Origin of the sequence: Stenotrophomonas sp. FSL W7-1447 (assembly GCF_037966425.1) — a bacterium.
In the GTDB taxonomy this organism is placed as follows: Bacteria; Pseudomonadota; Gammaproteobacteria; order Xanthomonadales; family Xanthomonadaceae; genus Stenotrophomonas; species Stenotrophomonas pavanii.
Window position 1 is genome coordinate 2,245,944 of sequence record NZ_CP150199.1, and the last position, 15,590, is coordinate 2,261,533.

Consider the following 15,590-nt stretch of genomic DNA (forward strand, 5'->3'; position numbering starts at 1 on the left):
AGGCACTGCCGGCGGATCGGCAATTGAGCCTGACGTCTCGTGGAGGTGTTCAGCAGGGTGCAGAGCCGAGCGTGGGCTCGGCTCCACAGGGGCCTGTCAGCTGCGGGCGAGGGCCAGCAGCCGCTCGGCGATCCGCTCCAGCGGCACCTGTTCCTCGGCCGCGCCCAGCTTGAACGCGGCGCCGGGCATGCCCCAGACCACGCTGGTCGCTTCGTCCTGCACCAGCGTCGGCGCGCCGGCCTGGCGCATTTCCAGCAGGCCGCGTGCGCCGTCGTCGCCCATGCCGGTGAGGATGGCACCGATCGCATTGCCACCGGCGCTCTGCGCGACCGAGCGGAACAGCACGTCCACCGCGGGCTTGTGGCGGTTCACCGCGGGGCCGTCGTCGACGCGGCAGCGCCAGCGCGCACCGTCGCGGATGATCCGCAGGTGCTTGCCGCCCGGCGGCAGGTAGGCGTGGCCGGGCAACACCGCTTCGCCGTCGCTGGCTTCGCGCACGGCCATCGCCGAGTGGCGGTCCAGTCGCTCGGCGAAGGCACTGCTGAAGCTGGCCGGCAGGTGCTGGGTCATCACCACGGCGGGCGCGTCGGCCGGCATGCCTTCCAGTACCACGCGCAGCGCTTCGGTGCCGCCCGCCGAGGAGCCGATCGCGATCAGCCGGTCGGTGGTGCGGAACTGCGGAGCGGCGGGGCGCATCACGGGCGCGGCGTCCAGCAGGAGTTTCGGTGCGGCGGCACGCACCAGCGGGCGGACGCGTGAGCGCGCCGCCATCTTGACCTTGGCGATGATCTCGTCGGCGTAGCCTTGCAGGCCGCGGGCCACGTCCAGCTTCGGCTTGGAAACGAAATCCACGGCGCCCAGCGCCAGTGCCTGCAGGGTGGTGTCGGCGCCGCGCTCGGTCAGCGAGGAGATCATCACCACCGGCAACGGGTGCAGGCGCATCAGGTTTTCCAGGAACGCCAGCCCGTCCATGCGCGGCATTTCCACATCCAGGGTGATCACGTCCGGGGCCAGTCGCTTGATCTTTTCACGGGCCAGCAGCGGGTCGGCGGCGGTGCCGACCACGTCGATGGCCGGATCGCTGGACAGGATCTCGGTGAGCATCTGGCGCACGACGGCGGAGTCGTCGACGATCAGCACCCGGCAGGGAGCGTTGCCGGTCAAGGTCATTCGAACAGCTCCACGCCACCGGTGACCGGCGCCTTGGACAGGCGCGCGCGCACGGCCGATTCGGTGGCGGCCACTTCGGCCTCATGTGCATGGGGCAGGCGCTGCACCACCACGCGGCCGGTGTCGGCGAAGAACCAGATCTTGCGCGGATGGATGCCGCACAGGTCCTCGGCGATGATCGGGATGTGCTCGGCCTGCAGGTACTGGCGCACGAATTCGGCGTTGCGGGTGCCCACTGGATTGCTGGTGAAGCCCTTGAGCACGTTGGCGCCGCCGAACACCTTGGCTTCGATGCGCTTGCGGTGGGCGCCGCGCTTGAGCATGTCGTTGATCAGCAGTTCCATCGCGTAGCTGCCGTAGCGCGCGGGTGCACCATCGCCGGCGTTGCCTTCGGGCAGCAGGAAATGGTTCATGCCGCCGATCTTCAGCACCGGGTCGCGCAGGCACGCCGCCACGCACGAGCCCAGGGTGGTGGTCAGCGCGGTGGTGTCATCGACCACCAGGTACTGGGTCGGCAGCAGCTTGGCGGCGATGGTCTGGAAACGCGCATCCTGGTAGCGCATCACATCGTCGGTACGCAGCGAAGCGTTCATGCGCCGGCCTTCGCTGCACGGCGGTACAGGGTGCGGCCGCAGGGCTGGATCAGATCGGCGGCGTGCAGGTAGTTCTCCGAGTGGCCGGTGTAGAGCAGGCCGTCGTCGGCCAGGTGCTGGACCAGGCGACCGAGGATGGCGCGCTGGGTGGGCTTGTCGAAGTAGATCATCACGTTGCGGCAGAACAACGCATCGAACGGGCCACCGACGTCGTAGCGCGGAGCGAGCAGGTTCAACGGGCGGAACTCGATCAACTCGCGCAGCGCCGGCAGTACGCGGCACTGGCCCTCATTCGGACCGCTGCCCCGCTGGAAGTAGCGGCGGCGCAGGTCCGGATCGAGGCTGGCGACGCGATCGATGTTGTAGACGCCGCGGCCGGCGGTGGCCAGCACCTGGGTATCGACGTCGGTGGCGATGATGCGCACCGGCGGCTTCAGGGTGCCGAAGGCCTCGCAGGCGGTGATCGCCATCGAGTAGGGCTCTTCGCCGGTGGACGCCGCGCACGACCACAGCAGCAGCGGCGTGCGGCTGGAGCGCTGCTGGAGTTCTTCGCGCAGCTTGTCGAAATGGTGCGGCTCGCGGAAGAACGAGGTCAGGTTGGTGGTCAGGGCATTGGTGAACGCCTGCCACTCGTCGCCGTCCTCCTGTTCCAGATGGTCCAGGTACTGCTGGAAGCTGCGCATGCCCAGCGTGCGCAGGCGGCGCGACAGGCGGCCATAGACCATGTCGCGCTTCGCCGGGGCGAGGGCGATGCCCACGCGCTGGTAGATCAGGTCGCAGACGCGGCGGAAATCACGGTCGGCGAACTCGAATTCGCGCGGGCCGGTAACGATGGGAGTAGGACTTTGCACGGGGGACGTGTCCATCGGCGGAGGCGGCGGCCGGAGCCACCGCAGGTGGGTCAGAATTCCTGCCAGTCGCTGTCGCTGGCAACGAAGGTGCCGCTGCCGCCTGCGCGCCGCGCCGGTGCTGGCACGCTGGCGGGCTGCGGGCGCGCTGCAGGAGCCGCGCGGGCGGGCTCGACGCGCGCGGCCGCGGCCTTCATTGCAGCAGCCACCTGGTTGTCGAGGCGGAAGATCGCCACCGCGTCTGCGAGCTGCGCGGCCTGCTCTTCCATGGCGCGTGCGGCGGCCGTGGCTTCCTCCACCAGCGCGGCGTTCTGCTGGGTGGTCTCGTCCATCTGCACCACGGTCTGGTTGACCTGCTCGATGCCGGCGCTCTGTTCCTGCGAGGCGGCGGAGATTTCGGCCATGATGTCGGTCACGCGCTGCACCGAGGCGACGATCTCGCCCATGGTGCTGCTTGGCCTGGTGGACCAGGCTGGAGCCTTCGGCGACCTTGCCGACCGAATCGTCGATCAGGCCCTTGATCTCCCTGGCGGCCGCGGCCGAGCGCTGGGCGAGGGTACGCACTTCGCTGGCGACCACGGCGAAACCGCGGCCCTGTTCGCCAACACGCGCGGCTTCCACTGCGGCGTTCAGCGCCAGGATGTTGGTCTGGAAGGCAATGCCGTCGATGACGCTGATGATCTCGGCGATCTTCTTCGACGAGGCTTCGATGGCCGACATGGTGGTGACCACCTGGCCGACCACCTCACCGCCCTGCGAGGCGACGCCGTGCGCGCCGATGGCCAGCTGGTTGGCCTGGCGGGCGTGCTCGGCGTTCTGGCGCACGGTGGAGGTCAGTTCCTCCATCGAGGCGGCGGTTTCTTCCAGGTTGGCGGCCTGCTGTTCGGTACGGCGCGACAGGTCGCTGTTGCCGGAGGCGATCTCGCCGCATGGCCAGGGTGATGCTGGAGGCGCTGGCCTGGATCTGGCCAACAATCTGGGTCAGCTGGGTGACGGTGGTGTTGGCATCGTCGCGCATCCGTGCGAACACGCCCTGGTAGTCGCCGTGCATGCGTGCGGTCAGGTCACCCTCGGCGATCGCCGACAGCAGCTGCGAGAGCTTGCCGAGGTTGTCATCGCTGACCGCCATCATCGCGTTGAGGTTTTCCAGCATCAGGCGGAAATCGTGATCGAAACGCTGCGCGTCGCCACGGCGGCTGAAGTCGCCCGCCGCGGCGGCACTGGCCAGCTGCTTGATTTCGGCATTGATGCGGCCGAGGTTGGCCTTGACCGTGTCGACGGTGCGGGTCATCGCGGCCTTTTCGCCGGGATAGCGCGCGATGTCGCGGCTGAGATCACCGACCGCGTACTGCTGCACCACGTCCAGCACGTCGTGCAGGGTCTGCACGTGGCTGCCGACCAGCGCGTTGGTTTCCTGCACCATCAAGCCGTACTCGCCCGGGAAGGCACTGGCATCGATGCGATAGCTCAGTTCGCCTTAAGGCATCGTGGCGGCGGGCCATCTCGCGCTGGCCGCTGATCACCGCGTGCAGCTGCTGCTGCATGCCTGACATGGCTTCCAGCAGGCGGCCCGGTTCGTCGTGCGGCTGCGGGCCGATGTGGCTGTCCAGGCGACCGCTGGCGATGCCTTCTGCCACGGCGGTGGCCTGCTTGAGCGGTCGTGCGATGCGGTTGCCGATGACCCAGCTCAGGGCGAGAACGATCAGCACCAGCAGTCCACCGGAGAGCGCCATGATGGCGGTGAACACCAGTGCCTGCTTCTGCACGTCGTCCATGTAGACGCCGCTGCTGACCACCCAGTCCCAGGGCGCGAACAGGCCGGCGTAGGCGACCTTTTCGACGTCGCCCTTGCTTCCCGGCTTGGCCCAGCGGTAGTTGACGAAGCCGCCGGCCGCGGGCGGCCTGGACCTGGTCGTAGTAGATGCGCACGCCGTCGTCGGTGCGGAAGTCCTTCATGTCCTTGCCGACCAGGTCCTTGCGGAACGGGTGCATCAGCAGCGTGTAGCCGGTGTCGTAGACGTTGAAGTAGTAGGTATCGTTCTCGGCGCGCATCACCTCCAGCGCCTGTAGGGCAGCGGCCTTGGCCGCCGCTTCGCTGAGCTCGCCGGTGCCGGCCAGGCGGTGGTAGTGCTGCAGGATGCCGTAGCTCAGTTCGACCTGGGTCTTCAGCGCGGTCTTGCGGGTCTCGGTGAGGTCCAGGTACTGCATGCGGGCGGCGATCACCGAGAGCGCGATCACGCCGAGCGCGATGAGCAGCGTCAGCAGGTTGAGCTTGCGCCGGACGGAAAGATTGCTGAAGTAGTGTTGCCAGCGATGCAGGAGATTCATCGAGCAGGACCAGGTCGAAGCGGGCGGGCGGCGCCGAGCCGGTCATCGGCGGTACACGCCGTGACAACCCCGTTATCGGCCGTTGCGGCGGGGGATTGAGGCGTGGTGTCGGAACGTATTCAGGTTTCCTTGCAGCGGCGGCTGCGGCGCTGCCTGCGGCAGGCTTTTGAAGCAACGGCAACAGCAACAGCAACGGCAGGTCATGGCGGCATTGGGTTTCCAAGTGGAAAGAGGGGTCAGATCCGTTTTCCTGCGGAAAGCGGATCTGACCCCGGAAGCAACGCGGCTGTTGCTCTTGCTCTTCTTTCTTCAATCCGGGGTGGACGCGCACGGGAAGTGTCCGTGGCCGGGAGGATGGGTTGCGCAGGGGCGTGAGCCGCATGGGCTCGAGGCATGCCTCGGGCGGGTTGGGCAGGACGCCCAACCCCGGTCTTGCCGTGTGCGCAGGACAGTGCACACGAGCAAGCGGCGACCGAGCTTACAGGGACGCACTTGCAGCGGCCCCTGCGCAGCCCACCCTCCCGGCCAGCCCTCAGTAGCCAAGCGCTCTCCGCGACCACTCCGAGGGGCTTCGCCGTTGGCTGATATCCAGACGCCCCGTAAACGAAAACGCCCCGGCGCAGGGCCAGGGCGTGTTCGTGGATCAGGTCAGGCAGGCATCAGAATTCCTGCCAGTCTCCGTCGGCCAGTTCGGTGGCCATCGGGCGACCGCCAGCGGTGCGCCGGGCCGGCGCTGCGACCGGTGCCGGGGCCGCCGCCGCAGCAGCACGCGGGGCCGGTGCGGTGACGCGCGGGGCGGTCACCACGTCGGCTTCGTCGACCACGAAGATCGACACCGCTTCGCTGAGGTGGCCAGCTTGTTCTTCCATCGCCCGTGCGGCGGCAGTGGCTTCTTCCACCAGCGCTGCGTTCTGCTGGGTGGTTTCGTCCATCTGCACCACGGTCTGGTTGACCTGCTCGATGCCGCGCTCTGTTCCTGCGAAGCGGCGGAGATCTCGGCCATGATGTCGGTCACACGCTGCACCGAGGCGACGATCTCGCCCATGGTCGCGCCGGCCTTGTGCACCAGCGCCGAGCCGTCGTTGACCTTGCCGACCGAGTCGTCGATCAGGCCCTTGATCTCCTTGGCGGCAGCGGCCGAGCGCTGGGCGAGGGTGCGCACTTCGCTGGCCACCACGGCGAAGCCGCGGCCCTGTTCGCCGGCACGCGCGGCTTCCACCGCGGCGTTCAGCGCCAGGATATTGGTCTGGAAGGCGATGCCGTCGATGACCGAGATGATCTCGGCGATCTTCTTCGACGAGGCTTCGATGGCCGACATGGTGGTGACCACCTGGCCGACCACTTCACCGCCCTGCGAGGCGACGCCGTGCGCGCCGATGGCGAGCTGGTTGGCCTGGCGGGCGTGCTCGGCGTTCTGGCGCACGGTGGAGGTCAGTTCCTCCATCGAGGCGGCGGTTTCTTCCAGGTTGGCGGCCTGCTGCTCGGTACGGCGCGACAGGTCGCTGTTGCCGGAGGCGATTTCACCGGCGGCGGAGCTGATCGCGCGGCTGGACTGCTTGATGCGGGTGACGATCTCGCTGAGCTGTGCGGCGGTGGCGTTGGCGTCGTCGCGCATGCGGGCGAACACGCCCTGGTAATCGCCCTGCATGCGCACGGTCAGGTCACCCTGCGACAGTGCGGCCAGCAGGCCCGAGACCTGCTCGATGCTGCCGGCGTTGGCGTCCAGCAGGCCGTTGATCTGCTGGGCCAGCTGCAGGAAGAAGCCCTCCTTGTCGGAGGCGTCGATGCGGCCGGACAGGTCGCCGGCGGCGGCCTGGGCAATCACGCGGGCGACTTCGGCTTCAACCTGCGCTTCCTGGGTGCGGTCACGCCACTCCACCACGTAGCCGACGGTGTCGCCGCCTTCGTTGCGGATGGTCGAGACCACCTGGGCGAACTGGGCATCGCCGTACTGCATCGGGCGACGGGCGACACCGTGTGCCTTCAGGTTGCTCAGCAGGGTCTGGTCCATCTCGCCGCGGTGCTCCAGCACGGTGACCGGCTTGCCGATCAGCGGGGCCTGGGCGTCGAAGTCCGGCAGGTCACGGCGCAGTTCGTCCTGGTACTGGCTCAGGGTCTGCTGCAGGGCGCGGTTGCTGTAGACGATGGTGTTGCTGGTATCAGTCAGGTAGACGCCGGTCGAGCTGTAATCCAGCGCGGTACGGATGCGCAGGTTCTCGCGGGCGATCGCCTGGTCGGTCTCGATGCGCTCGCGCAGGTCGCGCTGCATGCGCTGCATGGCCTGCATCAGTTCGCCCACTTCGTCCTGGCGGCTGACATCGATGTGGCCGTCGAGCTTGCCACCGGCCACGTCGTTGGCGACCGACACGGCGCCACGCACGCTGCCCACCAGGGCACGGGCAAACAGCCACACCAGCACCAGGCCGAGCGCGGCGCCGCCCAGCAGGGCGATCACGGTCAGCACGGCCGAGGCGGAGTAGGTGGATGCAGCCTCATCGCGCGACGCGCGGGCGAGGCGGTTGTCTTCGGCGATCAGCGCCTCCAACGCCGAGGCGGCCTTGCGGTGCTTGGTGCGGGTCTCGCCGACGAAGGTATCGATGGCGTCGTCGGGCAGGTCCAGTTCCAGCATCTCGGTGACGCTGTCATAGGACGCCAGCGCGTCCTTCCATTCCTTGGCGAAGGCGTCGAACAGCTTCTTCTGCTGCGGATTGTCGACCAGCTTCGGATACTCCTTGATCGACTTGTCCATGCTGGCGCGCAGGTCGACACCCTGCTTGCGCGCATCGGACTTGACGTCGTCGCTGGCGCGGATCAGCTGCTGGTAAGCGGCATTGCGGTACTCGCCCAGCATGCCGCGCATCTCGCCGGCCATGCGGATGCTCTCCATGCGCGAACCGGCCAGCTCGGTGGTCACGTTGTTCAGCGAATGCAGGCCGCGATAGGCGACGATGCCCTGCAGCAGCATCACCAGCAGGAGGACGCCGAAAGTCAGCAGCAGTTTCGGCATCAGTTTCAGGTTGTTGATCCACGGCATGGGCGTTGCGAGCTCCTAAGGCAGACGCGCCCGGGCATCGGGCCCGGTTGCAGCAGAAACCACGCCAGGACCAGGCCCGGCGTGGTCCGACGAACAGCGGATTACTTGATGTTGGCCAGCTTCAGCCCAGCCGGCGAGCTGACTTCGATTTCCGCGCGCGAGGCGTCGCGCTGGATCTTGCCGATCACGCAGACGGTCTTGCCTTCCAGGGTTTCCAGCGGGAAGGAGAACTTGCCGCGGTTCTCGCCGGCGATGCGCGCCGAGAAGGTGTGGCGCGGGAAGGCGCCGCCCATGTACAGGAAGGTCGGCTGGCCTTCGGAGCCTTCTGCGTAACGGGCCTTTTCGACCTTGCCACAGACCATGCCGTCCTTGCCGACCGAACGCGGCGCCATTTCCGGCGGGATCATGTCGGCCGACTGGGCGAAAGCGGAGGCGGCGGTGGTGGCCAGGACAGCGGCCGAGACGAACGCAAACAGGGACTTCATCGAGGGTATCTCCGGGGATGGTAACGATCGGGCCGGTCCTGCGCGCTCCTGCGCGACCGGCTTCTGTCCCCCTATCGGCACCGCCGAAGGGAACTGAAGGGTTTTGTGACTGGAACGTGAAGCAGTTCCGTTTACTCAGGCAGCGACGTCTTCGGCAAGGCTGGCCTGGCCCATGTCGGCGCTGTCGAGCAGGGTCTCGATGTCCAGCAGGATCAGCATGCGATCGTCGTGGGTGCCGATGCCGGAGATGAAACGGGTGTCGACGGCCGCGCCGAATTCCGGGGTCGGGCGGATCTGCTCGGCCGACAGCGGGATCACGTCGGAGACGCTGTCGACGACGATGCCGACCACGCGGTCTTCCACGTTCAGCACGATCATCACGGTGAACGCGTCATAGCGGGCGTTGTCCAGGCGCAGCTTCAGGCGCAGGTCGATGACCGGGACGATGGTGCCACGCAGGTTGATCACGCCCTTGATGTAGTCCGGGGCGTCCGGAACGCGGGTGACGGCGTCGTAGCCACGGATCTCCTGCACCTTGAGGATGTCCACGCCGTAGTGCTCGGCGCCAAGGGTGAAGCTGAGGAATTCGCCACCGGCGCTGGCGGCGGAGCGGGTCTTGTCGTTCATCGAGGGGTCCTGGTTCAGCCGGAAATCCCGGTGTCAGGCTCGATATCGGCGCCGCTGGGGGGGACTTTAGGTGCCGGGGGAAGGGCATCCACGCATGGCGTGGATCTACCTGGGAGGGTGGGGGCATCCACGCATGGCGTGGATCTACCGGAGATCGGTAGTGCCGGCCGCTGGCCGGCAATGGCCGTACCCGCATTGTCGCCAAGTTGCCGGCCAGCGGCCGGCATTACCTGTTGGCCGGGCCTCAGAGCTCGCCGTTGCGGCGTGCCTTGCGCTGGCGGTCGATGCGGAAGATGTAGCGCTGGATGGCGCTGTCGGCGCCGCGCGGCAGGCGTTCGAAGCGCATGCCCACGCGCTTGACCTCGATGCCGTTGGGCTGGCGCTGCGGCAGCAGGTTGCAGACCACCAGCTCGATGTCCAGGTCGGGGCCGTCGGGCAGCGAGAGCTGTGCCGGATAGCGCTTCTGCAGGCCGAACACGGCACAGTCGTTGGGCACCACCACCGCCAGGCCACCGCCGCTGATGTCCACTACGCGCATCGACAGGGCTTCGGCGCGCGCTTCGCCAGGCGGCAGCAGCAGGTGGGGCGAGTCGGTGACCGGCGTCTCCAGCCGGTACAGCTCGCGGCGCTGCAGGTGCACCAGTTCCTCCGGCAGCGGGGCACGGAAGGCGACGTGGCCGTCGTTGTCCACACGCTGCAGCTGGTGCAGGCGGAAGCGCACCAGCACCCGTTCGAGCTGGGCAAAGCACAGCAGGTGATCGGCCTGCTCGGCGGCGCGGTTGGCGGCTTCCTGCGGGCTGCCATCGAGCAGCAGGGTGTCCTCGTCTTCATCGAGGTCGAGCAGGGCGGTAGGGAAGGAGCGGTCGCGGCCGTCGATGTGCGCGTTGATCAGCGACCGCTGGTCGATCAGCGACCGCAGCAGCTGGCGCAGCTGGCGCGGATTGCGGACCAGGAAGCGCTCGTCAGCGGTATCAGCCGCGTGGCCATCATGCACTGCAGTGTCGTTGCCGTCGGACATGGAATCTACGGTCAGGGGCGGGCGCCAGCACGCGTTGGCGCGAGGCTCGATGGAGATATCGGCTCCTGCACCGGATTATGAAGTGGGATTTGCATCACTTTCCACGCGTAAGGGGTCAGATCCCTTTCCCGCGGGAAAGGGATCTGACCCCGTGGTTCTGTCAGAATTCCTGCCAGTCGCCGTCCGCGGCCAGCGCCGGCTGGGCCGTTGCCGTGCGCAGCGCACGTGCCGGGGCCGACCTTGCGGCTGGTGCGGCGGCTGCCACCTGTCGCGGTACCGGTGCGGCCAGCGGGCGTGGCGGGATGGCCGCCGTGCCCTGCGATGCCAGCCGGAAGCGGGCGACGGCTTCACCCAGCTGCACGGCCTGGTCTTCCATGGCGCGTGCGGCGGCCGTGGCTTCTTCCACCAGCGCGGCGTTCTGCTGGGTGGTCTCGTCCATCTGCACCACGGTCTGGTTGACCTGCTCGATGCCGGCGCTCTGTTCCTGCGAAGCGGCAGAGATCTCGGCCATGATGTCGGTCACGCGCTGCACCGAGGCGACGATCTCGCCCATGGTGCTGCCGGCCTGGTGGACCAGGCTGGAGCCTTCGGCGACCTTGCCGACCGAGTCGTCGATCAGGCCCTTGATCTCCTTGGCGGCCGCGGCCGAGCGCTGGGCGAGGGTGCGCACTTCGCTGGCGACCACGGCGAAACCGCGGCCCTGTTCGCCGGCACGCGCGGCTTCCACTGCGGCGTTCAGCGCCAGGATGTTGGTCTGGAAGGCAATGCCGTCGATGACGCTGATGATCTCGGCGATCTTCTTCGACGAGGCTTCGATGGCCGACATGGTGGTGACCACCTGGCCGACCACTTCACCGCCCTGCGAGGCGACGCCGTGCGCGCCGATGGCGAGCTGGTTGGCCTGGCGGGCGTGCTCGGCGTTCTGGCGCACGGTGGAGGTCAGTTCCTCCATCGAGGCGGCGGTTTCTTCCAGGTTGGCGGCCTGCTGTTCGGTACGGCGCGACAGGTCGCTGTTTCCGGAGGCGATCTCGCCGGCGGCCAGGGTGATGCTGGAGGCGCTGGCCTGGATCTGGCTGACGATCTGGGTCAGCTGGGTGACGGTGGTGTTGGCATCGTCACGCATGCGAGCGAACACGCCGTTGAACTGGCCCTCCATGCGCGTGGTCAGGTCGCCGGCGGCGATCGACTGCAGCAGCTGCGAGAGCTGACCCAGGTTGCCATCGGCGACCTGCATCATGGTGTTGAGGTGCTCGATCATCAGCTTGAAGTCATGCTGGAAACGCTGGGCATCGCCACGCTGGCTGAAGTCGCCCGCGGCGGCCGCCGCGGCCAGCTGCTGGATCTGCGAATTGATCGCCAGCAGGCTGGCCTTGGCTGCGTCCATCGATTCGTGCAGGATCGCGCGGCTGCCGGGCAGGCGGCGTGCATCCGGGGCGAGGTTGCCGATTGCGTACTGGTTGAGTACTTCAATGGCATCGACGATTGCATCGAGGTGTTCGAAGATCACCGTATTGATGCCGTTGGCCAGCTGGCCATACACGCCCGGGAAATCCTCCGGAATGCGGTGACTGATGTCCGGGCCGGCGTGCATCTGCGCCATCAGCTGGGTCTGCTCGCTGAAGCGGCGCAGCATCGTGGTCATCTCGGCGGTCGCCGCGAGCATCTTGCCGGCTTCGTCCTTGCTGGTGGCCTGGGTGCTGACGCTGAGGTCACCCCGGGCGACGGCCTGGATGGCATGCACGGCCTTGCCGAGCGGGCCGGTCACCGCGCGCGAGATGACCGTGGCCAGTGCGGCCGCCACCAGCGACAGCAGCACCACGCAGGCAATGATGGCGATCATGCTGGTGCGATGGGTGGCGTTGGCGTCGGCAATCTTGCCGTCCATCTGCCCGGCGATGTGCGTGCCCAGCGCCTTCATGGCGGCGAACAGGTCACGCCGGGCCGGGCGCGACTGCTCGTCGGAGATCTGCTGTGCCAGCACGCCATCGCCCGCGGCCACGGCTTCGCGCATGGCTTTGTTGACGGCGAAATAGCGATCCAGCTGCGCGCTGGCGGCGCGATACAGTTCACGCTCCTTGGCCAGCGCCGGCAGCGCGGCGTAGGCGGCCAGCTCGTCATGCACGCCCTTGGCGGTGTCGTCCATGCGCTTGGTGTAGTCGGCCACCTTGTCCGGCTGGTCCAGCATGCTCAGCAGCGCCAGTTCGTAGGTGCGGAATTCGCCCAGCTGCGAGCGCGCTTCGCCCAGGTGCTGTACCGAAGGGATGTCGTTGCCGGCCATCTCGCGCAGCTGCGCGTTGGCCTCGCTGAGGCGCAGCAGGGCGAACGCACCGAGGACCAGGGTCATCAGGGTGGTGAGGGTGAACCCGAGGGCCAGCTTGCGGGCGATGGGCAGATCGTGGAACCACTTCATGCAGGGTGCTCCAGGTGGGCAGAGTACCGGCGACGGTGCGCCGGATCGGGGGTGGTTGCAGAGCGAACGGGGGTGCCCGGTGGGGTTCGGTGACGACCGTCATTGCGAAATAACGGCGCCGTCCGCGCGGACTTTATGGACGCAGATCACATTCGGTTGCGTAGGGATGACAGCGCGAAAGCGTTGCGGTGCCGGGGTTTCGCTTGGATGCGGTGGTTGCAGCCGCAACCATCGTGTCGACGGAGTTCACAGAAGGGATGGGGTCAGATCCCTCTCCCCTGGAAAGGGAACTGACTCCGGCTGGAATGGCGCGCAAACAAAAACCGCCGCCCGAGGGGCGGCGGTTCAGTGCACGCTTGCTGTGTAGATCAGGCGGCCTGCGGTACCCGCAGCGAGCGCACCAACCCACCGATGTCGACGATCAGTGCGACGCGGCCGTCGCCCAGGATGGTGGCGCCGGACACCCCGCCGATGCGGCGGTAGTTGTTCTCGATGTTCTTCACCACCACCTGCTGCTGGCCGACCAGCTCGTCCACTTCCAGCGCGATCTTCTGGCCATCGCCTTCGACCACCACCACCAGCGATTCGCTGCCGGGTGCGCGATTGCCGTAGCCGTAATACTCGCTCAGCGACAGGATCGGCAGGTACTCGCCACGGACCCGCAGCACGCGGCCTTCGCCGGCCATGCTGCGGATGTCCTCGGCCTGCGGCTGCAGGGCTTCCAGCACGTAGGCCAGCGGCAGGATCAGGGTTTCGCCGGCCACTGCCACGGTCATGCCGTCGAGGATGGCCAGGGTCAGTGGCAGGCGGATCAGCGTGCGGGTGCCGGCGCCGAGGCTGCTTTCGATCTGGACTTCGCCGCCCAGTGCCTGGATGTTGCGACGGACCACGTCCATGCCGACGCCACGCCCGGAGAGGTCGGTGACCGCATCGGCGGTGGAGAAGCCGGGCTGGAAGATCAGGTCCCAGACCTGCGAATCGGTCGGGTTGTCCGGCACGGCCAGGCCGCGCTCGGTGGCCTTGGCCAGGATCTTGGCGCGGTCCAGGCCGCGGCCATCGTCGCTGACCTCGATGACGATGTGGCCGCCCTGGTGCGAGGCTGCCAGCGTGATCGTGCCGGTCTCGTCCTTGCCCGCACCGCGACGCACGTCGGGCATTTCCAGGCCGTGGTCGATCGAGTTGCGCACCAGGTGCACCAGCGGATCGGCGATCTTCTCGATCAGTCCCTTGTCCAGTTCGGTGCCTTCGCCGACGGTGCGCAGGCGCACCTGCTTGCCGAGGCGGCTGGACAGGTCGCGGACCAGGCGCGGGAAGCGGCGGAACACCGCATCGACCGGCAGCATGCGCACGCCGATCACCGCTTCCTGCAGGTCGCGGGTGTTGCGTTCAAGCTGGTCCAGGCCGGCGAACAGGCTCTCGGCGTGGACCGGGTCCAGCGCATGCGAGACCTGCTTGAGCATGGCCTGGGTGATGACCAGCTCGCCGACCAGGTTGATCAGCGCATCGACCTTGTCGACGCTGACCCGGATCGAGGTCTCCGCTTCCTGGCTGCTGCCACCGCTGGCAGCAGGCGCGGCCGCAGCGGGAGGCGCGGCGGCCGCTGCCGGCGCAGGGGTGGCGGCAGGAGCCTGGGTGGCCAGGCTCGGCGGCGCAGCCGGACGGATGTCCAGCTCGCAGTCGTCCAGCACCCACGCGAAGGTGTCTTCGATCTTGCTGCGCGGCACCTTGCCGACCAGGCCGAGGTCCCACGCCAGGTGGGCTTCGAGCGGGTCGAGCTGGGCGAAGCCGGGCAGGCGCTCCATGCGCGCGGCGACCTGCAGCGAGCCGAGGTGTTCCAGCTCGCGGATGATGCGCAGCGGGTCGTTGCCGCTCATGAACAGCGACGGCGCCGGAGTGAAGCCGATCTGCCAGGCTTCCGGCGTATCGTCCACCTTGGCGGCCGGCGCCGGGGTGCTTGCTGCGGCTTGGCCGGACAGCACTGCCTCCAGGCGCGCCTTCACTGCGGAAACGGCGGCCGGATCGGCGGCCTGGCCATGTTCGGCCTCGCGCAGCAGGGCACGCAGCACGTCCACCGAGGACAGCATCGCGTCAACGGCATGGCCTTCCAGTGCCCGCTTGCCGGCGCGCAGCTCATCGAGCAGCGTCTCCAGCACGTGGGTCAGTCCGGCGATGGCATCGAAGCCGAAGGTGCCGGCGCCGCCCTTGATCGAGTGGGCGGCGCGGAACACCGAATTGATGATCTCCGCGTCCTGCTGCCCCGATTCCAGGGCCAGCAGGCCAGCCTCCATCGCGTCGAGGCCTTCGCGGCTCTCCTCGAAGAAGGTGGCGTGGAAGCGTTGCAGGTCCATGCTCATGGCAGTGGTGGTCCGGAAGCGAAGAGGGGGAACGGTGCGAGGCGATCAGCCCAGCACTTTCTGCACGGTGGCGACCAGCTGTTCGGGATTGAACGGCTTGACCAGCCAGCCCGTGGCGCCGGCGGCCTTGCCTTCGGACTTCTTGTCGGCAGCCGATTCGGTGGTCAGCATCAGCAGCGGGGTGAACTTGTAGTCCGGCAGCTGGCGCAGTTCGCGGATCAGCGCGATGCCGTCCATGTTCGGCATGTTGACGTCGGTGACCACCGCATTGAAGCGCTGGCCCTTGGCGCGACCGAGCGCGACCGCGCCGTCTTCGGCTTCTTCGACGGCAAAACCGGCCGAGGTGAGGGCGAAGGACACCATCTGGCGCATCGACGCCGAATCGTCCACCACCAAGATACGTGCGCTCATGCAGCGTTCTCCACAGATTTCAGGTTGTCATGGGTTACGTCCAGGCCCAGGGCCTGGGTGACGCCCAGCAGGCGCGCGGCGTCACGGAAGGTTGCGGTGCAACCGTGGAAGCCGGTGCCCAGGCCTGCCTCGCGGCGGGCCTGCACGAATGCACACAGCACCTGCACGGCGGCGGTGTGGATGCGTGCGACCTGGCTGGCATCCAGGGTCAGCTCGCCTGCCTGCTCCAGCAGTGGGGCAAGGCGGTTCTTGAGCTCGGCGGTGCTCTCGATGCCGAGATCCCCACCCAGTTCGACAGTGCTCATCGTTGCT

General features: G+C 67.8%; 10 protein-coding genes and 4 pseudogenes. All 14 read right to left on the reverse strand.

The genetic code is table 11. The features are described 5' to 3' along the window. Positions 1-96: 96 nt before the first annotated feature. The 14 genes and pseudogenes from NSQ78_RS10535 to NSQ78_RS10600 all read right to left on the reverse strand — a co-directional run bounded on the left by NSQ78_RS10535 (position 97) and on the right by NSQ78_RS10600 (position 15,583). Positions 97-1,170, reverse strand: coding sequence for a chemotaxis response regulator protein-glutamate methylesterase (locus NSQ78_RS10535; protein WP_149901941.1), 1,074 nt, complete (start codon positions 1,168-1,170; stop codon positions 97-99). Continuing rightward, complete coding sequence (gene cheD / locus NSQ78_RS10540) at positions 1,167-1,763, reverse strand: chemoreceptor glutamine deamidase CheD (protein ID WP_014037083.1); 597 nt, start codon at positions 1,761-1,763, stop codon at positions 1,167-1,169. Before cheD ends, NSQ78_RS10535 begins: the two co-directional genes overlap by 4 nt. Next, on the reverse strand, positions 1,760-2,629 hold the full coding sequence (locus NSQ78_RS10545) for a CheR family methyltransferase (protein WP_049416359.1): 870 nt from the start codon (positions 2,627-2,629) through the stop codon (positions 1,760-1,762). The genes cheD and NSQ78_RS10545 overlap by 4 nt, the downstream gene beginning before the upstream one ends. A 35-nt stretch (positions 2,630-2,664) precedes the next feature. After that, positions 2,665-4,080 (reverse strand): annotated as a pseudogene (locus NSQ78_RS10550) (methyl-accepting chemotaxis protein); the annotation flags it as partial. 114 nt (positions 4,081-4,194) lie between these two features. Then, positions 4,195-4,446: pseudogene (locus tag NSQ78_RS10555) on the reverse strand (cache domain-containing protein); the annotation flags it as partial. Further along, positions 4,433-4,939 (reverse strand): annotated as a pseudogene (locus NSQ78_RS10560) (cache domain-containing protein); the annotation flags it as partial. The pseudogenes NSQ78_RS10560 and NSQ78_RS10555, both read right to left, overlap by 14 nt. A gap of 659 nt (positions 4,940-5,598) precedes the next feature. Beyond that, positions 5,599-7,973, reverse strand: a pseudogene (locus tag NSQ78_RS10565) (methyl-accepting chemotaxis protein). A 101-nt stretch (positions 7,974-8,074) separates the two neighbouring features. Then, a complete protein-coding gene (locus tag NSQ78_RS10570; RefSeq protein WP_223224824.1) occupies positions 8,075-8,380 on the reverse strand; it encodes a hypothetical protein in 306 nt (101 codons plus the stop codon). 213 nt (positions 8,381-8,593) lie between these two features. Next, positions 8,594-9,085, reverse strand: a complete 492-nt coding sequence (locus tag NSQ78_RS10575; protein WP_049465492.1) for a chemotaxis protein CheW — start codon at positions 9,083-9,085, stop codon at positions 8,594-8,596. A 244-nt stretch (positions 9,086-9,329) separates the two neighbouring features. Further along, positions 9,330-10,103, reverse strand: a complete 774-nt coding sequence (locus tag NSQ78_RS10580) for a flagellar brake protein (RefSeq protein ID WP_049465495.1) — start codon at positions 10,101-10,103, stop codon at positions 9,330-9,332. Positions 10,104-10,263: 160 nt separating this feature from the next. After that, positions 10,264-12,513, reverse strand: a complete 2,250-nt coding sequence (locus NSQ78_RS10585) for a methyl-accepting chemotaxis protein (RefSeq protein WP_064238455.1) — start codon at positions 12,511-12,513, stop codon at positions 10,264-10,266. Positions 12,514-12,881: 368 nt separating this feature from the next. Continuing rightward, the gene (locus NSQ78_RS10590) at positions 12,882-14,867 is read right to left on the reverse strand and encodes a chemotaxis protein CheA (protein WP_064238457.1); all 1,986 of its coding nucleotides are present in this window, start codon (positions 14,865-14,867) and stop codon (positions 12,882-12,884) included. Positions 14,868-14,912: 45 nt separating this feature from the next. Continuing rightward, a complete protein-coding gene (locus NSQ78_RS10595; RefSeq protein ID WP_005409521.1) occupies positions 14,913-15,278 on the reverse strand; it encodes a response regulator in 366 nt (121 codons plus the stop codon). Beyond that, positions 15,275-15,583 carry an STAS domain-containing protein gene (locus NSQ78_RS10600; protein WP_057494251.1) on the reverse strand — a complete coding sequence of 103 codons (309 nt, stop codon included), beginning with the start codon at positions 15,581-15,583 and terminating at the stop codon, positions 15,275-15,277. The genes NSQ78_RS10595 and NSQ78_RS10600 overlap by 4 nt, the downstream gene beginning before the upstream one ends. Between the last annotated feature and the right edge of the window lie 7 nt (positions 15,584-15,590).